Consider the following 22,509-nt stretch of genomic DNA (forward strand, 5'->3'; position numbering starts at 1 on the left):
CCTTTTCTGACAGGATATGCAGGATCTCCTCTTTGCGCTCCAGCAGTCTTTTGGAAGCCATGTAGATCTCATGGAATTCCCTCAAGGCCTCGTCGCTTGCACCGCCTGTCATCTCTTTGCGGTAACGGGCGATAAAGGGGATGGTGGCGCCTTCGTCCAGAAGTTTGAGGATGTTGCGTATGGCTTGAGATTTGAGGTCAGTTTTTTCCGATAAAAGGGTAACGAGATTTTGCATGGGTAGTGAATCTTTGTAATGGTTTTAATAGCGCTATTATAGCCAGTCAATCTGCTTGCTATGTCGTTATGATAAAAAGTTATAGGGGAAATTTAAGTGGCTCCGGCACCAGGATTCGAACCTGGGACCAAATGATTAACAGTCATCTACTCTACCGCTGAGCTATGCCGGAATGTTCACAGTTTTTGTGGAGTGAGATTATAGATAAAAACAGCTTTAAAGTCAATGATATTTTAAACTTTTTTGTAAAATTTTACACCATTTGTCTCAACAGGCCTGATTTTATGTTTATGCAGAAGATTTTCAAACCGTTTTTGACTCTCTTTATCAAAAAGTACCTCTATATCTTCCTGCGTCAGCGGTCTCTTTGAAAGTGTTTCCAGTATCTCTTCGTACGTATAGCAGGAAGATGAAATATCTGTTTTTTTACGTGAAGCAATATAAAGAGGCAAAGAGGCATCGAACCGGTGGCTGATGGCAAGCAGTTCTTCATAGCTGACAGGCTTCACGTCAAATGCCGGAGGACGGTCGATGGTACCAAGATCAATGCGTGTAGGCTGCAGTTTGAGCAGATACTCATTCAATGCAGCGATCTCTTCAGGCTTGTCATTGAGTGTTTTGACCACCAGTACTTCTACTACAAGTTCCCCGCTATAGCGCTTTTTAAATTCAAGCATCCCTGCTTTAATACGCTCCACATCAATCCCCTCATGCGAGCGGTCGAGCTTTTTAAGACACTTTTGCGTTGCACAGTCCAAAGAGAGTTTGACTTCATCAAACTTCATCAGGGCTTCCTGCACGTTAAGCTCGTCTATGGTCGCTGCATTGGAGAGGATGAGTGTTTTGGTAGAGCCTTTGATCTTGTTGATCTCATCTATAAGCTCATTCAGATACGGATAGAGTGTAGGCTCCCCGTTTGCTGTCACTGTCAGCACATCAATGTCCTGATGCTCCTGCAAGCCTTTTTTGACCGCATCGACGATCTGCCCAACACTCAAGACCTCATCCTGTCCTCTCATCGTCTTAGCAGGGTCAAGTTCACAGTAGAGACAGTCAAAGTTACACTGCTTCTTCCCTGGGCTCAGGTCAACCCCTAAAGATTTTCCAAAACGGCGGGAGTGAATGGGTCCAAAGATAATGTTGTTCATGGGGTTCCTTTTTCTATGTTGTTATTTTAACATGTTTGTGTATAAATTCCGTAGGTCGGGGTACCCTTACCCCGACACAACTTGACATACAATCACGCTCAAAACAACTCTAAGTTCAGCCAAGTACAGACGAGAACACACAGGTATCTGGCAAAAACGCTTTTCCATACCTGATGAAAAAGATTGGTTGGAGAAGATGAAATATATACGAACGAACCCTGTAAAATATCAATGGGTTGAAAATGGGGAAGAGTGGGGATATTCACCATTTGCATAAAAATTTTAACGATTTCAAATATTGATTTTATGCAAATTATTGTCGGGGTAAGGGTACCCCGACCTACGGGTTATTTTTTACGAGAAACTCTCTGACATTCACTAACAAAATGCTTGGCATTCTCTACAGGTACATCTGGCAGGATACCGTGCCCGAGGTTGAAGATGTGACGTTTGCCGCCCATGACCTCCTGGATGGCTTCTACACATGCTGTGGTTGCTTCTTTGGAGTAAAGACGGCACGGCTCCATGTTGCCCTGGAGGACATAGCGGTCTCCCAGTTTCTCTTTTGCCAATGCCATCGGGGTTCCCCAGTCTACACCAAAGACATCAAAGTTACCATAGACAAGTCCACGCTCGATGAACGCGGGAATACCTTTAGGGAACATGATAATAGGCGTATCAGGATACTTGGATTTCAAGTAGTCTGCTATTTCAACCATGTACTTCCATGAAAATTCATCGTACTTGCCCGGCTCGATGGCAGATGCCCACGAGTCGAAGATCTGTACGACGTCGATACCTGCTTCTATCTGTTTTTCCATATAAAGCTTAACGACTTCAGTCACTTTGGCAAGGATGTTGTGGAGCAGCTCCGGGTTGGAGTACATCATCTTTTTACAAATGTTGTAGGTCTTAGTACCCTGTCCTTCTATCATGTAGGTCGCCAGCGTCCATGGGGCACCGGTAAATCCGATGAGCGCCTTGTCCTCCGCCAGACGTTCTTTAATAAGCCTGATAGTGTCATACACATAGGTAAGCTTGCTTGCTGCCTCTTCACCGCCGATGAGCCTGTCTACATCGGCCTGTGTTTTGAGCGGGTCAGAAAATTTCGGTCCCTCACCTTTGACAAAGCTCAAGTCCATACCCATCTCATCCGGGATCACGAGAATATCTGAGAACATAATAGCTGCATCTACACCTACAATATCCACAGGCTGAAGTGACACTTCACATGCTTTTTCCGGGTCGTGACAGAGGTTAAGAAAATTCCCCGCTTCCGCTCTGACCTTCATATACTCAGGCAGATAACGCCCCGCTTGTCTCATCATCCATACCGGTGTGTATGGTGTCTCTTTGCCCAAACAGGCATCTACAAATATTTTAGACATTAATGTTTTCCTACTTTACTTAAAAAATATAACCCTCCGGCCAACAGTGTAATTGAGCCGGCAAAATACAACATCTCCAACGGTGTTGTAAACTGCGTATGTAAGACCCTTTGAAAAAAGTTTACCACCAGAACCATGACGATCACTTTGGCGATTTTGTCTTTGAGTTCATCGAGTGTATGAATAGCCAGTATCTTACTGCCGCTGTGTCCCTCTGCCTCGTCAATATCAGAGATAAAAAGTTCATAAATACCAAAAGAAAAAATGAACATCACTACCGCGATAAGATAAAGGTCGACCGCCCCGATGATACCCGCAACGATATCTTCATGAAAATTTTCCGGGTGGGCATGTGTTACAAGTGTATTGAATGTATAGACACCGACATCCCAGATATCTATAGAGGCTACGATAAAAAGGATAACAGCCCCCAACAGACCGAAAACCACAGCCAGAAGTACAATGAACCTGCTCCGCCAGATGGCACCTTCAAACAGTTTTTCAATCATTAGATATCTTCCTTCAGCCTGATCCATTTCTGGGCGATACGTACCGCATTGGTCGCTGCCCCCACACGTACCTGATCGGCCACACCCCAGAGATGAAGGATATTTTCGGCAAAAATATCTTTTCTGATACGCCCGACATAGGTATAGTCCGTATCGGTCGCTATGATCGGCATAGGATATTCGCCTTTTTCAAGATCGTCGATCACTTTGACATTTTCAAAATTCGCCAACGCTTCTCTTGCTTCTGTAACACTTACATCTACACCTTCTCCAAACGTGACAGTGATAGACTCAGAGTGCGAACGAAGTACCGGTACACGTACACAGGTCGCCGAAACGGCAAAATCCGTATGCATGATCTTGTTGGTTTCATTGACCATTTTCATCTCTTCTTTCGTGTAACCGTTCGGCTGGGGCACATCGATCTGGGGAATGACATTGAGTGCGATCTGATGACTGAACGCTTTGACTTCCGACTCGTCCAGTTTGAACGCGAAAAAATCCTGCATCTGCTTCACCAACTCTTCCATTCCCGCTTTCCCCGCACCTGAAACAGCCTGATAGGTACTGACATCGACACGCCGTATCCCGTAAAGGTCATGCAGCGGTTTGAGCAGCTGGACCATCTGAATGGTCGAACAGTTCGGGTTGGCAATGACCCCTGTATCTTCCCAGAGTTCGATATCTTCCGGGTTGACTTCAGGTACGACCAGAGGTACATCCGGATCCATTCTGAAATACGATGTGTTGTCAATGACCACTGCACCGCTCTCGACCGCATATTTGGCAAATTTTTCCGAAATACTGCCGCCTGCCGAAAAGAATGCAATATCTATATTCCGCCCTTCAAAAACTGTTTCAGTCAGCTCTTCTATCCTGTAGGCTTTCCCCTGGCACTCTACTTCAATACCCACAGAATTCGCACTTGCAAGCGGCAAAAGATCTCCTATGGGAAATTTCACCTCTTCAAGCACCCTAAAAAGTTCTTCGCCTACGGCACCGGAAGCACCGACTACTGCTACATTATATTTTCTTTCCACGTTCTTATACCAATCCTAATGTATTATCGTTATTATCATTTGTTGTCTCACTGCCCGATTCTCCCTCTTCCGGAAGTTCATCTTCAGGCTTCTCTTCTTTCTGGCATTTCGCCATACTGACCACAATATCTTTTTTATCTACAGAAACCACTTTTACGCCTGAAGTATTTCTCCCTGCCTTGCGGATGGTTTCCATATCGACACGGATCATTTTCCCGACTGAAGTAAGACACATCAAGTCTTTGTCTTCTTCCACAAAAACAACACCGACCACATCACCGGTCTTCGGTGTCAGCTTCATAGAAATGACCCCTTTGCCCGCACGGTTCTGCTCACGGTATTCGCTGGCCGTAGTACGTTTGCCAAGCCCTTTTTCGGAAAGCATGAGAATTTCATCGTCTTCGCTCTCAAGCGTAGTCGCACCGCAGACATAATCACCGGAAATCTTGAACTTGATCGCCGTCACACCGCGCGCCACACGTCCTATCTCTCTGGCATCTTCTACTTTAAATCGGATACAGAGACCTTTTTTGGTCGCTACGAAGAGCCATTTGGTCTCCGGATTGACGATCTTCGCTTCGACCAGTTCGTCATCTTCGTCAAGGTTGATCGCCCTGACACCGTTGCTTCTGATATTGGAATATTCCGACAGGTTGGTTCTCTTGACAATACCGTTCCTGGTGAAGAAGACCAATCCTTTCTCCTCCGAGAAATCCGTGGTCGGAATGATCGCCATGATCTTCTCGTCCGGCTGGAGATTGATCAGGTTGACCACCGCCTTGCCTTTGGCTGTACGCGAACCTTCAGGAATACGGTAAACCTTCAGCCAGTAAAGCTGTCCTCTGTCCGTGACGAACATCAGCGTATCATGCGTGTTGGAAGTGAAGAAACTCTCGATGAAGTCATCGTCATAGGTCGTGACCGCTGTCTTTCCTTTGCCGCCTCTGTGCTGCTTCTCATAGAGTTTTACCGGTACCCGCTTGATGTACCCTCTATGGGTGATGGTCACAACCATCGGCTCGTTCGGAATCAGGTCTTCAATGTCGATATCATCATAGTCATCCACGATCTCCGTGCGTCTCGGAGTACGATATTTCTCACCGATCTCGATAAGCTCTTCACGAATGATCTGGTTGATCTTCTCCTCACTCTTGAGAATACCTTCAAGGTACTCAATGGTCTTCAGAAGCTCTGCCAGCTCATTCTCGATCTTCTCGATCTCAAGACCGGTCAAACGTCTCAGACGCATTTCAAGAATGGCTTTGGCCTGTATCTCCGAGAGGCTGAAACGTGACATGAGATTCTCTCTCGCCTCTACATCATCGGAAGAAGCACGGATGATCTTGATCACTTCATCGATGTTGTCCACTGCGATCTTGAGACCTTCGAGAATATGGGCTCTCGCTCTTGCCTTTTCCAGGTCAAAGATCGTTCTTCTGATAATAACCGTTTTTCTATGGTTCAGGAAAAGGTCGAACAGTTCCATCAGGGTGAATACTTTCGGCTCTTTGTTGGTGATCGCCAGCATGATAATACCGAAGGTCACCTGCATCTGTGTGCTTTTGAAAAGGTTGTTCAGTACGATCTCGCTCATGGCGTCACGCTTGAGTTCCATGACTACCCGGATACCTTCTCTGTCCGATTCATCACGAATTTCGGAAATACCCTCGATATGTTTGTCCCGTACCAGCTGTGCAATATTTTCTATGAGCCTGGCTTTGTTCACCTGGAAAGGAAGTTCATCGATAATGATGATCTCTTTGTTCCCTTTCTGCTCGATGTGTGTCTTGGCCCGTACTTTGATACGCCCGCGTCCTGTCGTGTAGGCATCGGTGATACCCTTGCGGCCGAAGATAATACCGCCTGTCGGGAAATCCGGCCCCTGCACGATCTTCATCAACTCTTCAATCGTTGACTCAGGCGTATCAATACGAAGTACCAACGCATCGATCAGCTCATTGAGCCTGTGGGGAGGAATATTCGTCGCCATACCGACCGCAATACCGCTTGAACCGTTCAGCAGAAGATTCGGCACACGCGACGGAAGGACATCCGGCTCACTCATAGAGTCGTCATAGTTGGGAACGAAGTCAACGGTATCTTTTTCCAGATCGCTGAGCAGCTCTTCGGCGATCTTCGTCATACGTGCTTCGGTATATCGCATCGCTGCCGCATTGTCACCGTCGACCGAACCGAAGTTCCCCTGTCCGTCCACCAAAGGTGCCTGCATGGAGAAATCCTGCGCCATACGTACGAGGGCATCATACACCGAGTTGTCACCGTGCGGGTGATACTTACCGATCACATCCCCGACGATACGTGCCGATTTCTTGTAGGGACTTCTGTGCGAAAGACTCAGGTCGTTCATTGCATAAAGTATCCTTCTGTGTACCGGTTTGAGTCCGTCACGCGCATCGGGCAGTGCCCTGCCGATAATGACGGACATAGAGTAGTCCAGATAGCTCGATTTGATACTGTCTTCTATCAGTACCTCTTCCACATTATGGTTATCGTCAAACAGATCAGACATTTTTATCCTTACTTGTAAAGTTGAATGATTTTATCTAACAGCAGCACTCAAAAAGCTTAAAAAGCGCTCAAAATCGCATTTAGGCGCATTAAAACGGATTTCTGTATTTTTATCATCTTTTTGGTTAACATAATATTTTGGATAAAACGGCTTATTTTACTTTATTTAGGAAAGATTTCAAAAAATTCCCGTTTTTATATTATTAACAATTTTTAGGCTATAATGCCTCCAAAAAAACAAGGACGTCACCGTGCCTATAGAAGAGACTAAACATATAGTAGATTACGGGATCATCGGCCTGCTGATCTTTCTCAGCTTTCTCACTTTTGCCTTTGCCATAGAGAGGGTGCTTTTCTACCGCAGTGTCAAAGTGGAAGACTACAAGAACAGAACCGCTATGGAACTTGACATTATGAAACGTCTTCCCACCATCGCTTCCATCGGTACGAATGCACCCTATATCGGCCTGCTCGGTACCGTGCTTGCGATCATCCTTACCTTTTATATTATCGGCGAACAGCAGAACCATGTCAATGCCGGCGATGTCATGAAACACCTTGCACTGGCACTGAAAGCCACTGCGGCCGGTCTGCTGGTCGCCATTCCTGCCACAGCCATCTACAATGCGCTGCTCAGCAAAGTGGACACCCTGCTTGCCCAGTGGGATATCGCCCACGATGAACAGAAGTAAAGCACTGCCATGAGAAGAGAACGCTTTGACAAGATGAATGTTGTTCCGTTTATCGACATTGTTCTTGTCCTGCTCGTTATCGTACTGGCAACCGCCACTTTTGTAACCAACCAGACTGTCAATGTCGATCTTCCCACAGCTTCATCCAAAAAAGCCGCAGAGAAAAAAAGTATTGCGATCTCCGTGGACAAAGAGGGAAAATACTATTACAACAAAGATGAATTGCCTCTCGATGCCATCAAAGAGAAGCTGATGAAACTCGACCCAAAAAAGGATTTGATCTCACTGCATATGGATAAAAGCAGTCAATTCCAGTTTTTTGTGAATATTATTGATATTCTGAAGACCAGGGGCTTCGAGAATATTTCGATCATTACGAAAAAATAACTGTATCTATTCTGTCATCAAGGTGTAGGGGCGTTTGAGCTGTTCCGTCATTTGATGCAGACTGACAGCCCTCCCCTCTCTTACAAACTCCCGGCCATCCAGAAATACGATCATTGTCGGTACGGAAAAAACCTGGTAGTGTGCAGAGATCTCCGCATTCTCATGGGCATCAAGGTAGATCTGCTTGACAAGAGGGAATTCTTTGTCAAACACCTCCTTGAACTTGGGGCGCAAAGCATGGCAGACATTGCAGTTCTCGCCTGAGAAGTAGAGCAGCACCCCTACTTCCGATCTTATGATGTTTTGCAGCTCTTCCAGTGTCATGCTTTACCTTCTCATGTTTTTTTTGATGTAAGTATACAGATTACCGTTTAAATCTTTGCTGCTCTAAAACGGTACACACAACTCTTTTGACTTGTGGGGTACTTGCAGGGTAGCCCTGCACACTATAACTACAATGCGATAAAAAGCGAAGAGCGGCTGATTGTCTCATACCCGAACGTCTCCATCAGCCTTTCATGGTCGAGCTTGACGAAACGGTGTACTTTCCGGTAGAGATGTTTGACATCCTCTTGATGCGAGAGGGCATAAAAGTCTCGCTCAAGACCTTCAAGATCAAGGACATTCTGCCGGCAGCGGCTTCTTTGAATGCGGTTCAGCCTGGGTGCCGCCTGTTCCTGCCGCAGTCTGCGCTTGATCTGATGCAGGCGGGTAAAGAAATGTCTGAGTTCATTTTCAAGTTCATCATGCGTACAAAGGTCAATAGACGATAAATAGTGCATAAAAGACTCCTTTCTGTAAAATATTTACTCCATTATAAAGACTCTTGACTTAAAAAAATACCTTTAGGGCACCTTTAGGAAGAACAGCTCAACTTCCTGTTTTTATAGACATCGGGTGTAGCACCGGCCCAGTGTTCAAATTCGGGATGTTCCGCATAGGGGTCCTGGGCGATCCTGAAAAGCGCATCAAGCGGTGCAAAATCATGCTCATGGGCTGCATCTATAACTTCCTGAAGCATATAGTTCTTCAGTACGAATTTCGGGTTGAGTTTAAGCATGTGCTCTTCCCTCTCAGATGGTGTCGAAGTGTTTTGTAACAAGCGTTTGTCGTAGTCGTCAAGCCAGTCCTTCATCGGTTGATGGTAGAGGCCAAGTTTCAAAATATCTGTCCTGTCACCGGTATAGCGGCTCAAGGTTCTGAAAAAAAGCGTATAGTCCATATGCAGCCCCTGGAGTGTGCCAAGCATATGTCTGATCAGCTCTAGATCACCATCCTGTATTGTATCAAAACCCAGTTTTCTGCCCATAAGCTGTATATAGTGCTGCCGGTAGACCTTCCAGTACTGTGCAATACGCTCTTCCATTTTTTCTCTCGGTATCAAAGGGGACAGTGCCGCCATCAAGGCACGCAGGTTCCACTCACCGATCGTCGGCTGATTTCCGAAACTGTAGCGTCCGTACTGGTCGGTGTGGTTACAGATATATCCGGCATCGTAGTCGTCAAGAAAAGCATAGGGACCGTAGTCGATGGTCAGTCCGGCAATGGACATATTGTCCGTGTTCATGACACCATGGTTGAAGCCGACAGCCTGCCATTCGGCCATCAGCCTGGCCGTTTTTTCCACTACCTCTCCAAAGAAAAGGGCATAGGCATCCTCAAGACCGACCAGGTGCGGGTAGGATTCTGCTATGGCATAATCCGCCAGTGCTTCAAGTTCTTTGAATCTTTTTTTATGGGTAAAATACTCAAAAGTACCGAAACGTACCCATGAGGGAGAGACTCGCAGGACTATCGCACCTTTTTCCCACTCCTGACGGTACACTGAATGTTCCGAACCGATCAGTGCCAGTGCCCGGGTAGTCCCTATGCCCAAACCATGCATTGCTTCACTCATGAGGTACTCCCGGATGGAGGAACGCAGGACGGCACGTCCGTCACCGGAACGGGAATACTTGGTCTGCCCTGCTCCTTTGAGCTGCATATGCAGGCCGTTCAGTGTTCCTATGTTGATGGCACGCCCGTCTCCCAGACGCTCCACGAAGAAACCGAACTGATGACCCGCATAGCACATGGCGAACGTGTCACTTCCCTCCGGTTGAAAGGCACCGTTGGCAAAATCTACAAAACGGCCGGTATGAAGTTCCTCTTTGTCAATACCAAGTATTTCAGCCACGGCTTCATTGGCATGGATGAGAAAGGGGTTCTTCAGGGGAGCAGGTTTGACACGGTCATGGCACTCGGCAGGCAATGCAAGATAGGGGTTAGTCAGTTTTAATTCATTCAGTTTCATAAAACAATAATAACAAATGTTCATTAGAGGTACCCTTAATTTATTTCGGAGTATAATCACGCATTAATTCAGCCAGAAGGATACAAATATGGGTAGAGCGTTCGAATACCGTAAAGCAGCAAAAATGAAACGATGGGGAACCATGTCAAGGGTCTTCCCGAAACTGGGAAAGATCATTACAATGGCAGCCAAAGAAGGCGGGCAGGACCCCGATATGAACCCGAAACTGCGTACTGCCATCTTGAATGCCAAAGCGCAAAATATGCCAAAAGACAACATTGATGCCGCCATTAAAAGAGCTTCCGCCAAAGATGCAGCGGACATCAAAGAGATCACGTATGATGTCAAAGCACCCTATGGCGTCCAAATGATCGTAGAGTGCGCTACAGACAACCATACCAGAACCGTTGCCAATGTCAAAGCGATCCTGAACCGTAACCACTCGGAGATGCTTACATCGGGTTCACTTAATTTCATGTTCACCAAAAAAGCGGTTTTCCTCTTTGACAAAACAGAAAATATGGACATTGAAGAACTGGAACTTGACCTCATCGATTACGGACTTGAAGAGATAGAGGAAGATGTAGAACCTCAGGAAAACGGCGATGACAAAGAAATTGTCAGGGTTTACGGAGAATTCACCTCATTTGGAGAATTGACCAAAGCACTTGAAGATAAAGGTATCGAAGTCAAAAAAGCAACGATCGAATACATTGCAAACACACCGGTCGATCTGGATGAAGCACACCTTGAAGAGATCGAGGCACTCGTTGAGAAGCTGGAAGAAGATGAGGACGTACAGACCGTCTATACCAACATCAATTAGAAAACAGACGGCGGCTTTCTCTTGGCCGCTACCAGTAGATAATGACACTTCTCCTGCCCCATCGGAGCGCTCTTCTTCTGTTCAGTCCCATATAAATATCGACACGTTTCCTGAAACGTTTATTCATCTTGTCTCTGACCCTGTAAAATCCGGAAAGACCGGCGATCTTCACCTTTGAACCATTGCGAAGACCATACCTTGTCAACAGGTCTCTTGATACTGCAATCACCTTCATACCCGGGTGTATCCGGTTGTTCCATGCTGCAAGGAACGGTGTTTTGTCTGTTTGTGAACCATGTGAAGTATAGGCAGTAGCCGTGACTCTGAGCTTGTGTTTCCCAAATCTCCGGATCAGTCTGGCTTTTTTGTGCCTGGCCAATGATTTGGCACGTTTTTTCTTTGCGGCTTCTGCCTTTTTTTTGGCTTCCATCGCCTTGAGCCTATAGGCAAAAGGAAGCTGGACAATCTTTCCGACACGTATGATCGCTGTACTTTTTATGTCATTGAACTTTGCTACGAGCCTGGGTTCAAGATTGAATTTACGTGCAATGGAAATAAGTGTATCATCACTCTGTACCTTATATTCTCCCGTGGCGACAGCATTTATCATTTCTTGGGGAAAAGGAAGAAGCAGTTTGCTTCCGACCTTGATCTTCGCTGTTTTGTCCAATTGGTTCAACGCTCTCAGTTCTTTTGTTTTCAAGCCGTATTTTGCAGCAATAGTACTGAGCGTATCACCTCCGGAAATGGTATAAAAGCCCTGGTTTCTCTTTTTTTCTTCTGCCGCTTTCGCAAGATTCAGCGCTTCAAGACGTTTGAGTGCCTGTTTCTTTTTCTCCATCCCGGTCTGAGCTATGATTTTTTCACGCTGGCGTCTAAGCGCTGCTCCCTGCATATATACCTGTTTGCTTTCGGTTGCTGTACCCGATATGTCTTCGGACCCCCTGTAGCGCATAGAGGGTTCTACTTTCACATATTTTTCGATCATATCCGCAACAGATACCACTTTCATTTTGGGTTTTTTACCCGGTACAGGAAGTGTTTTGGTCACGATCAGCTTTTGTTTGTCCGTATCATACGTCACTTCTTTGGCTTTGATCAGTCTGCTGCTGTACAGGTTGCATTCATCTGTCTTCCCGGTAATAACCCTGCAGTCTACCGTACTTTCCGCAGATAGAAACGTGGCTGATACAGAAGATACAAGCAGCAGAGTGAAGTAGGTTCTATGCATGGAAAATTCTGTCAAACTACAAAAAGTTCAACATTTCTCCCTTGATATCCTTTTTCTCCACAATGATATCATGCACTACAGGTTTGGTGAACAACGCAGTGATCATGGATGGGACTTTTACCTTTGCATGTTCCGAAATCCAGCGGAGTGCTTCCACATCATTTGTGACTGCGTGTCCAAGTGCTTTGGCCACGGTTGTACTGAACTTTGTCCACTCTGCCGTTGAATAGAGAATAGTAGGGATCTTTTTTTCTCTCAGCGTTTTATAGGCTTTCAGGCAGGTGGCCGTATGAGGATCCATAATATATCCTTTTTGGGCATAGGCTGCGATCACAGCTTCCCCTTCCTCATCATTGGAGAAGGTAGCGGCAAAATCTTCCTGCAAAGAAGCCAGTTCATCCGAAGTCAGCTGAAACTTATTTGTTTTGTTAAGCTCTTCCATCAATTCCCCGGTCCTCTGTGCACCAAATTTGTCAAACATGACACGCTCAATGTTGGAGCTTTTCAAAATATCCATTGCGGGTGATTCTGTCAACACAAGGGTACGGCCGCTGATGTCATAGATGCCTGTATTGATCCAGTCTGCCAGAACATTGTTGATATTGGATGCGATGAGTATTTTTTCAATCGGAAGGCCCGCTTTTTTGGCATAATAGGCACCCAGTGCATTCCCGAAATTTCCACTCGGTACAACCATATAGACTTTTTCCCCCATTTGAACCGTTTTCTGCCGTACCAGCTCGAGATAGGAATGTATATGGTAAATGATCTGGAAAATGATACGTCCGAAATTCACGGAATTGGCTGCAGAGAGTTTGATGCCCCGTGCTTCGAGTTCCTCTTTAAAATCTTCCGAAGCAAGCAGTTCCTTCAAAGCATGCTGCGTATCGTCGAAGTTCCCTTTCACACCGATGACCTTCAGATTTTCGGCATCTTCAGTGACCATCTGGAGTCTCTGCACATCAGAGGTACCTCCGTCCGGATAGAGACAGGCTACTTTGATATTCGGCTGATTTTTGAAGGTTTCGAGTGTCGCTGGTCCCGTATCGCCGCTGGTCGCAGCCATGATCAGATAGTTTTCTTCTCTCTGTTGTGCCAATTTGCTTAAAATATATCCGAAAGGCTGCAGTGCCATATCTTTAAAAGCACGTGTCTGCCCATGGTAAAGCTCAGAGACAAAACAGTCCTCTTCTATCGGTACAACAGGTACAGGGTTTTGGGGATCATCAAATCCGTCATAGCGGTTTACGGCTGCTTCAAGGACTTCTTTTTCAATATCTATACCGAACCGGTCCAAAAAATCAAGTGCCAGTGTTTTATAGTGGCTGGAAAGATGCTTTTCTAAAAAGTCTTGATCCAAATCCGGAAGATCCTGAGGCACATAAAGTCCTCCATAACTTGCACTTGGGCTGAGTATCGCTTCTGAAAACTGTACGGATGAAGGTTTTTTCCCGTCATTTCCCCGGGTCTCAATAAATCGCATTTATAGTATCCTAATTTTGTGTATTGGTACGCCAATAAGCATGGACGCCCTTCTTAAAGTCCATAATTATAGCTAAAAAAACTAATGCTTACTGTTTTTTCAATTTGATAATATAAAAATTCTTGGCAGGTTTGAAACTTTCAGTTTCCCCTACAACGATCATACTGCCGTCACTCATTCGTGCCACTCCATGCGCCACATCTTTACTTTCGCCGCCGTAGACATGCGACCAAATAAGTTCGCCGCGCTTGTTCAGTGCCAGTATGTAAGCACTGTGGTTCCCCTTGCCCAGCGTATTGGTACCGCCTGCCAGCATGAAGCCTCCATCGCGTGTCGTAGCCACAGCATTGCCGTATTCGTAGTATTTGAAACCGTAGATCTTATGCCAGATGGTCTTGCCTTTTGCATTGATCTTCATGACTGTGAGGTCACTTTGTGCACTGCCGTACGAGCGGGTACTCCCGATCGCCACAATGCCGTTGTCGACTGTCGCGGTCACTCCCATAAGCTTATCTTCATAGGCGCCGCCAAACGTTTTGACCCAGCGCTGCCTGCCGTTCTGATCCATTTGCATAATGAGAAAATCACTGTTGCCTACACGCCCTTTTTCGCGGTAGCCCACCAATACCATTTTACCGTCACGTGTACGGGTCACCCCTGTAGCGACATCTTCTTTTTTACCGCCTACCGTATGGGCAGAGACCAGTTTTCCCTTCCCGGTCAATTTGGCAATATAGATATCTTTGTCAGCCTTTTTCCCATACGATTCACTGGCTCCCACAACCAACATGCCGCCGTCATCGGTACCGGCAATACCCCCTGCATATTCGTCACGTTCGCCCCCCAGTGTTCTCTCCCAAATCTTTTTGCCCGCAAGAGACACTTTTGCCACGTAAAGGTCATAGTCATACTTGTCTCCGAACGATTTGGAACGTCCCAGTACAAGGATCGATCCGTCAGCTGCCCTGGCAACCGCTTTCCCTTCATCTTTCTTCGCTCCGCCGAGCCAAAGCCGCCATTTCATATTCCCTTCGGCATCCATCCTGACCAGACAGATATCCGTCCGCTTTGCCCCGTATGATTTGCAGGTACCCACAATCGCACTTTCACCGTTCTCCAGAGCAACGATCCCGTAGGCGATATCATCTTCCTTCCCGCCGTATATTCTCTGCCAGACAGCATGGTACGCTTCTTTTTTCACTACTTTTTTGGTTTGAACACCTTTGGCTTCCGCCGCCGCAAAGAAGAGAGAAATCCCTGCCATTATTATGATCGCTTTTTTTATCATTTTATATACTCCTTTTTTTCATTATACAAAAAAATCAGCCCTTTTTGCTGTTTTGTACAAAGCCGATGAACGCTTCGGAGGACATTGGCCTGGCAAAATAGAATCCCTGCCCGATGTCACAGCCGTGTGTCTTTAAAAATGCTTCCTGCTCCACTGTTTCGATCCCCTCGGCCACGACCAGGTACCCCAGACTCTTTGAAAGCGCGATGATCGCTTTTGAAACTTCGGCATCGTGGGAGTCATCCGGAAGATCGGAAATAAACGATTTATCGATCTTGATCGTATCGAGTGCCAAACTTTTGATATAACTCATCGAAGAATATCCCGTCCCAAAATCATCAATCGAAATCTTGCACCCGATATTTCTTAAATCTTCCAGAATCGTCAGATTCGTTGTAGAGTATTCCATAATAAAACGTTCCGTAATTTCGATCTCGATTTTATGTGCAGGAATACCCGTACGCAAAATAATATCTTCAAAGTGTTCAAATACATCGTCTTCCCGGAACTGAATACTGGAAATATTGATGGAAATACTCTCTATATCAAGTCCGAGTTCCCGCCAGTGCATATAAGTTCTGCATGCTTCTTCAAATACAAAATAGCCGATATCGATAATGAGCCCTGTCTCTTCCGCGATCGAAATGAACTCGTCGGGAGAAACGGTACCGAGACGTTCATTGTTCCACCGGAGCAGTGCTTCTGCACCGATCACTTTTCGGCTTCCAAGATCGTACTGGGGCTGATAGAAGAGTGTCAGTTCCTTTTTTTTCAACGCATGCAGCAGCTCCTGTTCAAGCTTCAGCCTTGCTTCAACATCCAGAGAAAGCTGTTTCGTATAGAACTGGAAATTGTCCTTTCCTTTCTCTTTGGCATAATACATGGCAGAATCCGCATGTTTGACGATCTCGCTTCTGTCCTCACCGTCATCCGGATACAGTGCTATACCGATGCTCGCTGTAGTATTGAGATGATAATCATAGATACTAATAGGCTCGCGAATGACCGTAAGCAGTTTTTGTGCCATCATGCCTGCTTCTTTTTTGTCTTTCTTCAAATTCAGAACAACAACGAATTCATCTCCTCCTATACGCGCAAGAAGATCATCATCATCCAATACACTTCTGATCCGGTGGGAAAGATGGATCAGCATTTCATCACCGATATGATGTCCCAGTGTATCATTGATCACTTTAAAACGGTCCAGGTCAATGAATAAAACTGCTATCTTCTTCTTCTCTATCTTTGCCAGTTCCAGAATATCGACGATCGCTCTTTCAAACTGCGTACGGTTCGGAAGTTTGGTGAGACTGTCATGGTAGGCAAGAAAATTCGCTTTATCCTCCATTTCTATAATTTCTTCAAGATTCGTATAGATAGCAATAAAATTCTGGATTTTATTTTTATCGTTTCTTACGATGGCGATTGTCAGCCATACAGGAATATGCTTTCCGTTTTTTGCCCTGTTGTTGACCCGCCCGGCCCATCTGCCTGTACTCAACAGTCTATGCCACATTTTTTTGTAAAAAACAGGAGCTTCTTTCAACTCCATAATCACCCTTGGTTCTTTGCCTTCCAGCTCTTCTTCACTGTAGCCGAACATACGGCTGAAGGCTTTATTGACAGAGACTATCTTGCGGTCACTGTTGGCGATAAGGATACCGTCTCCGATCGTATCATAGACTGTCGCTGACTGCTGCAGGATCTTCTGCTGCCTGATATACTCGGTAACATCCAGTTTGATCGCCAGATACTGTACAAGTTCTCCTTCCATAAAGATCGGTACGATAGAAGCCCTTTCATAAAGCAGTGAACCGTCTTTTTTCCGGTTTATCAGTTCACCCTGCCATTTCTCACCGCGATCAAGCGTTTCATTGAGCGATTGATACACTTCGGGTTCTACCAGATCTGATTTCAGTATATTGGGGTTCTTGCCGTAAACCTCTTCTTTGGAATAGCCTGTATGCACTTCAAAAGCTTCATTGACAAATTCAATATGCCGGTCGGTATCTGTGATCACGATCACATTGTCACTGTTTTCAATCGCATATTTGAACGCAAGCAGTTCTCTGGTCTTGCGTTTCTCTCTTCTATAGTTGAATATCAAAAGAAGGAGGATCAGAAAGGCCAGACTGAAAAAAGAAAGTGCTATCATTTTCTGTTTGTTTCTTATCTCTGTATAATAGGTACTCAAATCATTGATCATATGTCTGATCTCATTGAGAAGATCGATCTTTTTATTTTCAGCCAGCAGTATTTTCATCTCTTTGACATTGATGAGAAAATGCTGCATATGCAGGTAAAGATATTTAAATTGTGCATGCTCTTTTTGATACGTTTTCAGTTTCGACATCAAATGCTCAAGTGCTTCCTTGTCATAAGGAATATCCATCAAAATCTGTGAAAGAATAAAAAATACCTGATGCAGCTCTTCCTGTTTTGCCTCTCCAGGCTTCATTTTGTGCTCTATGGTCTTCCGCAAATCAAACATGGTATGCATGGAATTTGTCAGCCTTGAATTGAGGGCTTCAAACTTTTGCAGCAAATACTCTTTGCGCTGATAGTCTTTCCCCAGAGTCAGCAGGTCCAGATAGATATGTTCCCCGAATTCCTGTTGCATTTGACTCTGTTCAAGCTGTGTTATAGATACTTGAAACGCTTTTAATATACGGCTGGTTTCATCATAATCAATGTAACGGTACTTTTGATAAAAAACCGTTTCCATTTTATGATTGAGCATACCCATCTTTTGCAGCTGCTGCCGGTAATGGTTGTAATGCCTGATATTGTTGTCAATTTTCAACAGATAGAAGAAGAGGGAAAAAAGGATCACCGCAAAGAAGAGCAGCAGCAAAGAAAAAGAATCCACTCTTTTATACAGGATTTTTTTTAACTGTGTCATGGCTGTACTCTGACGATCCGAGGTATGTTTCCGGTCAAAGATTTGAGAAAGGCTACGATATTTTCGATTTCCTCCGGGCTCATATAGCGTCCCAGCTGATGTTCTGTCATGATCTCCACCGCATCGGTCAGGGTTTTGGCACGGCCGTCATGCATATAGGGAGCTGTCAACGCAACATTGCGCAAAGACGGTACCTTAAAGACAAACCGGTCTTCTTCCCGATGGGTAATACTGTAGCGGCCTGGATTGCTGCTGTTGGCATCTTTGAAAATGCCGAACTTGTTATAAAAATTACCCCCGACATTGATACCGTTATGGCACAGGATACACCCTTTGGACTCAAACAGACGGTAACCCCGTTTTGCCTTTGGGCTGATCGCATTTTTATCTCCTTTGAGATACTTGTCAAAAGGAGCATCCGGAGTGATCAATACTTTTTCAAATTCTGCTATGGCATCAGCAACATTGTTTTTGGTAATACCGTCACGGTAAATTGTTTTGAACTCCTGTACGTACAAGGCATTCTTTTTAAGTGCTTCCACCGCAGATTCCATACTCTGCCCCATTTCCAGAGGGTTTTCAATGGGACCAAAGACCTGCTCTTTGAGATCTTTTGCTCTGCCGTTCCAAAACTGGCGAAAATTAAATACGGCATTGTACACGGTCGGTGCATTAATGCTGCCTTTTTGATGGGCAATGCCTACGGAAAATTTCAAACCGTCATCGCCTCCGTTTTGAAGGTCATGGCAGCTTGCACAGGAAACAGTTCCGTCTTTCGAAAGAATCGGATCAAAAAAAAGCTGTTTTCCCAGCACTACTTTTTCATGATTTGTTTTCATAGACTCAGGAATGGGTTTTATGGGGGCACAAAAAAGGATACTGCCAAGCAGCAGCATCGGCAAAAACAGCTTTTCAGACATACCGGTCATCCCTTCCTCCTGCCTGCTGACTTAAAGTTCTATACAGGTTCCGACCCCTGAACTGGTCAGAATTTCAAGCAGAAGCGAATGCTCTACACGTCCGTCGATAATATGGGCTTTCTTGACACCGCCTCTGAGTGCCTCGATACAGGCATCTACTTTGGGGACCATACCTCCCTGTATGGTCCCGTCTGCTTTCAGAGCCTCTGTCTGCTCGATACCGAGATTGGTTATGAGCTTCATCTCTTTGTCGAGTACACCCGGCGTATCTGTCAGAAAAAGGACCTTGCGTGCTTCGAGGGCCACCGCAATCCTGCTTGCCGCAAGATCCGCATTGATATTGAAGCCAGGGTGCCCCATAATATTGCTTCCGGCAATAGGAGCGATCACCGGTACCGCATTATCTTTAATGATATTGTTGACGATCTCCGGGTCTATATCTTCGATCAATCCTGTATAGCCGAAATGCTCAAAATCTTTGGGCATGCCTTTAAGAAAACCGCCATCCTTTCCGGAAATTCCTATAGCCTTTGAACCATGGTTGTCCAAAAGGGAAACAATTTCTTTGTTGATCTCTCCCGAGAGTACCATTTCCACTATCCGCATCACTTCTTTCGTTGTAACGCGCTGCCCGTCTATAAAAGTTGTATCTACACCAAGATCACTCAGAAGGTTAGTAATGCTTTTTCCGCCGCCGTGTACAATGACCGGCTTCATTCCCACAAGGTGCAGCAGTACGATATCCTGGGCGAACTGCTCTTTGAGTTCTGCACTCGTCTGTGCGGCACCGCCGTATTTGACAACGATCTTTTCATTGGCAAATTTTTTAATGAACGGCAATGCGTCAAGCAGTGTTTTAACCACATCGATTTTGTTTTTCATTTATCCTGTTCCTTTTACATACATCCCAAAGCATTTTTTCACGGCATTTTTTGCCTTCTGCTGTGTTTTAAGCTTTTTTAAATGTCTGAATATAGCCATCCACCTGTCGGAAGACTGCTTCTTTTATATTTAATTTTAACTTAATTTGTGAGATAGGCAACTTAAAACCCCTCATTTTGACAAGATCCTTCTGCGTGACAAGTATACTTTGTGCATCATATTCTTTCAGTAAATCTTTCAGCATTTTTTCATCAAAGTAGGCATGGTCTTTCAGCCAGATCTTCTTTACAACGCCTTCGGGAAGATACCGGTCAAGACGTTCAGGATTGGAAATAGCTGTGACCAGCAGCATTCTTGCATGAAGATCCTCGTAACTGACGATCCTTTCAAAGTCTCTGCCCTCTTTGAGCACACAGTCTGCATAGCGTTTGTTCCATCCAAATTCTCTGAAAGGACCGGAGGGGAAAGGAAACGGATTGTGTATTGTTTCAGGCTCCAGGATGATCTCGAATTTTTCGATCTCCACACGGTTGAAGCCGTCATCAAGAAGGATCAGCCCCGCCCCCTGTTCCCGTGCCAGCACAATCGCCTTATGCCGGTCTTCACACACTATGACAGAAGCTTCGGGAAGAGAAAGAGCCATCAGCATCGCCTCATCTCCGCTCTCTTCCACAGAAATCAGAATTTTCCCTTTGCGGCTCACTTCAAGCAGCCCGCTGCTTTTTCTGCCATATCCCCGAGAGATCACAGTGACATGGCTGTAGCATGAGGCAAGGGCAATGGTGAACGGGGTTTTCCCGCTTCCTCCGACAATCAGGTTACCGACACTGACGATCGGCAGACCAAACGTTTTTTTGGCTGTAACAATCCTGCGTACCGACATGTAGGTACCGTAAAGAAAGGAAAGAGGCAGCAGCAGAAATATGAGCGGGTAATGATACCATTTCGGCTGGAAAAGCATTTGTTCATAGGCAGCAGCTATTGACACTGTTTCGCACCCAGTTTCATGATTTCGTCACAGGTGAAACCCGCCTCTTTGCGTGCATTCACATTAATGTGGGGACGGTGCTTCCCCAAAAGTTTGTAGCGTTCAAGTATGTCAAAATAGACACTTTCATCCAAACCGTTCTGTTCACAAAGGTATTTGAACCATTTGTCACCTTTATGGACGTGTTCGATCTCTTCCTCATAAATAAGATTCAGGGCATCCATCAGTGTTGCCACTGCAGGGTTTTTGCGTTTATTTTCCAATTTCTTAATGATCTGCGGGTTGACATCCAGCCCCGATGCTTCATAATAGCGCGGTACGATCGCCATCCGGTCAAGCACGGACTCTGCCGTATGGTCTGCCGCATCAAAAAGACCGCAGTGTACCGGGAAATCCCCATACTCAAACCCTACCGATTCCAAGAGCGCGTTCAGCATCCCGAAATGCCGTATTTCGTCATGTGCCACTTCCAGCCAGTCGATTTTGTATTCCAAAGGCATTTCGGGGAAACGGTAGACGGCATCAAGAGCCAAATCTATGGCAGAGTATTCGATGTGTGCTATGGCATGAATGAGTGTTGCCAGACCTTCATTCGTATCAAAATCTTTTCGGGCAGGCAATTTCCGCGGGTCGACAATGGTACACCGGGAAGCATAGGACGGGGAGGTAAAGCGTACCGGTACAAAAGTATCCCCTGTACTAACCTCATTTTGGTTACAATATGCCAAACATTGAAGTGTCAACTCCTCTTTCAAGGCGATCTTGTCAGTACTGATAGCGTGTTCCAGGAGTGCATAGATATTCATAAGGAGATTATAACCGATGGACATTAAAATACAACCCATGGGGGTTTACCAGACCAACTGCTATATTGTCACGGTGGAAGGGAAAGATTTCATCATAGACCCCGGGGTGGATGCAACGCAGTGGGTGCTGAACCATGTCACCAACCCTGTGGCTATTCTCAACACACACGGGCACTTCGACCATGTCTGGTCCAATGCAGAGGTCAGGGAGAAGCTGCATATTCCCATTTACTGCCCGAAGGACGATGTTTTCATGCTCACCGACGATCCGCTCGGACAGGGCACCCCCCAAAGTACACCCGACTATGAAGTAGACGGCGACGAAGAGCTCACCATAGAAGGTGTCAAAATAAAATACAGACACTTCCCCGGCCACACCCCCGGATGCTCCGTCATCGAAATAGGCGGCGTATGGTTCAGCGGTGATTTTCTCTTCCAGCAATCCATCGGACGCTGGGATTTTCCCGCTTCAAGCGGAGAAGATATGATCAAAAGTCTGGAAAAAGCAATGAAAATAGAGGGAGACTACACCGTCTACCCCGGACACGGACCAAGTACCACCCTCAAAGCAGAACAAAAAGTCATCCCCTACTGGATCGAACAGGTGAAACGCACATTATGAACATGAACTGCTTCATGTTCAGTGTGTTGAAACCGAAGCGGTGGAGCAAAGCGACCCGCGTAGGAAAAATAATTGAACTGTTTCACGATCAGTTCTTCGGAACTGTGAAAGCCGTGAAATGAACAAGAACTGCTTCTTGTTCATAGGCTTGAAACCGAAGGTGTTGTTTCAAAGAAACCACCGTAGGCATACCGGAGCAAAGCGACCTGCGTAGGCAAAACAGTTCAACTGCTTCATGATTAGTCCCGACAAAACCAGAATGGCCGGAGCGTAGCATAGCCATGCAGGAAAAAACACTATAAACAGGAACTGCTTCTTCATAACCGACGACATATCATTC

The 22,509-nt window shown here is 45.6% G+C and carries 21 protein-coding genes and 1 tRNA gene; 4 read left to right on the forward strand and 18 right to left on the reverse strand.

The annotated features are described in order from the left end of the window. The 7 genes from F8L24_RS08525 to gyrA all read right to left on the reverse strand — a co-directional run. Positions 1 to 235, reverse strand: a 235-nt coding sequence (locus F8L24_RS08525; protein WP_294954553.1) for a Tex-like N-terminal domain-containing protein, incomplete at its 3' end; no start/stop codon positions are given. A 97-nt stretch (positions 236 to 332) separates the two neighbouring features. Further along, positions 333 to 407 (reverse strand) — tRNA-Asn (locus tag F8L24_RS08530). A 61-nt stretch (positions 408 to 468) separates the two neighbouring features. Then, a complete protein-coding gene (locus tag F8L24_RS08535) occupies positions 469 to 1,383 on the reverse strand; it encodes a radical SAM protein (RefSeq protein ID WP_294954555.1) in 915 nt (304 codons plus the stop codon). 347 nt (positions 1,384 to 1,730) lie between these two features. Beyond that, positions 1,731 to 2,771, reverse strand: coding sequence for a uroporphyrinogen decarboxylase (hemE, locus tag F8L24_RS08540; RefSeq protein WP_294954559.1), 1,041 nt, complete (start codon positions 2,769 to 2,771; stop codon positions 1,731 to 1,733). Then, complete coding sequence (locus F8L24_RS08545) at positions 2,771 to 3,280, reverse strand: YqhA family protein (protein WP_294954562.1); 510 nt, start codon at positions 3,278 to 3,280, stop codon at positions 2,771 to 2,773. The genes hemE and F8L24_RS08545 overlap by 1 nt, the downstream gene beginning before the upstream one ends. After that, positions 3,280 to 4,320, reverse strand: a complete 1,041-nt coding sequence (locus tag F8L24_RS08550; RefSeq protein WP_294954565.1) for an aspartate-semialdehyde dehydrogenase — start codon at positions 4,318 to 4,320, stop codon at positions 3,280 to 3,282. Before F8L24_RS08550 ends, F8L24_RS08545 begins: the two co-directional genes overlap by 1 nt. Before the next feature lie 4 nt (positions 4,321 to 4,324). Next, on the reverse strand, positions 4,325 to 6,850 hold the full coding sequence (gene gyrA, locus F8L24_RS08555; RefSeq protein WP_294954568.1) for a DNA gyrase subunit A: 2,526 nt from the start codon (positions 6,848 to 6,850) through the stop codon (positions 4,325 to 4,327). A 250-nt stretch (positions 6,851 to 7,100) separates the two neighbouring features. Here gyrA and exbB point away from each other — a divergent pair, with 250 nt between their 5' ends. Both exbB and F8L24_RS08565 read left to right on the forward strand, forming a co-directional pair. Continuing rightward, positions 7,101 to 7,541 (forward strand): TonB-system energizer ExbB, encoded by a 441-nt coding sequence (gene exbB, locus F8L24_RS08560; protein ID WP_294954571.1) that lies wholly within the window; start codon positions 7,101 to 7,103, stop codon positions 7,539 to 7,541. A gap of 9 nt (positions 7,542 to 7,550) precedes the next feature. Then, positions 7,551 to 7,928, forward strand: coding sequence for a biopolymer transporter ExbD (locus F8L24_RS08565; protein ID WP_294954574.1), 378 nt, complete (start codon positions 7,551 to 7,553; stop codon positions 7,926 to 7,928). 6 nt (positions 7,929 to 7,934) lie between these two features. Here the strand turns inward: F8L24_RS08565 and F8L24_RS08570 are convergent, their stop codons facing one another. The 3 genes from F8L24_RS08570 to F8L24_RS08580 form a co-directional block, all read right to left on the reverse strand. Continuing rightward, positions 7,935 to 8,252 carry a thioredoxin family protein gene (locus F8L24_RS08570; protein ID WP_294954577.1) on the reverse strand — a complete coding sequence of 106 codons (318 nt, stop codon included), beginning with the start codon at positions 8,250 to 8,252 and terminating at the stop codon, positions 7,935 to 7,937. A 128-nt stretch (positions 8,253 to 8,380) separates the two neighbouring features. Next, positions 8,381 to 8,710: a hypothetical protein gene (locus tag F8L24_RS08575; RefSeq protein ID WP_294954580.1), complete on the reverse strand. Its 330-nt coding sequence runs from the start codon at positions 8,708 to 8,710 to the stop codon at positions 8,381 to 8,383. A gap of 74 nt (positions 8,711 to 8,784) precedes the next feature. Beyond that, positions 8,785 to 10,245: a protein adenylyltransferase SelO gene (locus F8L24_RS08580; RefSeq protein WP_365937985.1), complete on the reverse strand. Its 1,461-nt coding sequence runs from the start codon at positions 10,243 to 10,245 to the stop codon at positions 8,785 to 8,787. A 64-nt stretch (positions 10,246 to 10,309) separates the two neighbouring features. On the opposite strand from F8L24_RS08580, the gene F8L24_RS08585 reads away from it, so the two are divergent. Further along, positions 10,310 to 11,047, forward strand: coding sequence for a YebC/PmpR family DNA-binding transcriptional regulator (locus tag F8L24_RS08585; RefSeq protein WP_294954583.1), 738 nt, complete (start codon positions 10,310 to 10,312; stop codon positions 11,045 to 11,047). A 28-nt stretch (positions 11,048 to 11,075) separates the two neighbouring features. On the opposite strand, the gene F8L24_RS08590 is transcribed toward F8L24_RS08585, so the two are convergent. The 8 genes from F8L24_RS08590 to F8L24_RS08625 form a co-directional block, all read right to left on the reverse strand. Then, on the reverse strand, positions 11,076 to 12,278 hold the full coding sequence (locus tag F8L24_RS08590) for a LysM peptidoglycan-binding domain-containing protein (RefSeq protein ID WP_294954586.1): 1,203 nt from the start codon (positions 12,276 to 12,278) through the stop codon (positions 11,076 to 11,078). Positions 12,279 to 12,294: 16 nt separating this feature from the next. Beyond that, positions 12,295 to 13,761 carry a threonine synthase gene (thrC, locus tag F8L24_RS08595; protein WP_294954589.1) on the reverse strand — a complete coding sequence of 489 codons (1,467 nt, stop codon included), beginning with the start codon at positions 13,759 to 13,761 and terminating at the stop codon, positions 12,295 to 12,297. 88 nt (positions 13,762 to 13,849) lie between these two features. Continuing rightward, positions 13,850 to 15,049 (reverse strand): hypothetical protein, encoded by a 1,200-nt coding sequence (locus tag F8L24_RS08600; protein WP_294954592.1) that lies wholly within the window; start codon positions 15,047 to 15,049, stop codon positions 13,850 to 13,852. Between the two features lie 34 nt (positions 15,050 to 15,083). Further along, positions 15,084 to 17,951, reverse strand: a complete 2,868-nt coding sequence (locus F8L24_RS08605; protein ID WP_294954594.1) for an EAL domain-containing protein — start codon at positions 17,949 to 17,951, stop codon at positions 15,084 to 15,086. Further along, the gene (locus F8L24_RS08610) at positions 17,948 to 18,871 is read right to left on the reverse strand and encodes a cytochrome-c peroxidase (protein WP_294954597.1); all 924 of its coding nucleotides are present in this window, start codon (positions 18,869 to 18,871) and stop codon (positions 17,948 to 17,950) included. The genes F8L24_RS08605 and F8L24_RS08610 overlap by 4 nt, the downstream gene beginning before the upstream one ends. A gap of 30 nt (positions 18,872 to 18,901) precedes the next feature. Beyond that, complete coding sequence (argB, locus tag F8L24_RS08615) at positions 18,902 to 19,753, reverse strand: acetylglutamate kinase (RefSeq protein WP_294954599.1); 852 nt, start codon at positions 19,751 to 19,753, stop codon at positions 18,902 to 18,904. A 67-nt stretch (positions 19,754 to 19,820) separates the two neighbouring features. Next, the gene (locus F8L24_RS08620) at positions 19,821 to 20,741 is read right to left on the reverse strand and encodes a tetraacyldisaccharide 4'-kinase (RefSeq protein ID WP_294954602.1); all 921 of its coding nucleotides are present in this window, start codon (positions 20,739 to 20,741) and stop codon (positions 19,821 to 19,823) included. Continuing rightward, complete coding sequence (locus F8L24_RS08625) at positions 20,732 to 21,571, reverse strand: ferritin-like domain-containing protein (protein WP_294954605.1); 840 nt, start codon at positions 21,569 to 21,571, stop codon at positions 20,732 to 20,734. The genes F8L24_RS08620 and F8L24_RS08625 overlap by 10 nt, the downstream gene beginning before the upstream one ends. Between F8L24_RS08625 and F8L24_RS08630 the strand changes: the two genes are divergently transcribed. After that, complete coding sequence (locus tag F8L24_RS08630; protein ID WP_294954608.1) at positions 21,564 to 22,169, forward strand: MBL fold metallo-hydrolase; 606 nt, start codon at positions 21,564 to 21,566, stop codon at positions 22,167 to 22,169. The two genes, F8L24_RS08625 and F8L24_RS08630, sit on opposite strands and share 8 nt — an antisense overlap. The last annotated feature ends 340 nt before the right edge of the window (positions 22,170 to 22,509 follow it).

This window comes from Sulfurovum sp. (assembly GCF_015493435.1).
Lineage (GTDB): Bacteria > Campylobacterota > Campylobacteria > Campylobacterales > Sulfurovaceae > Sulfurovum.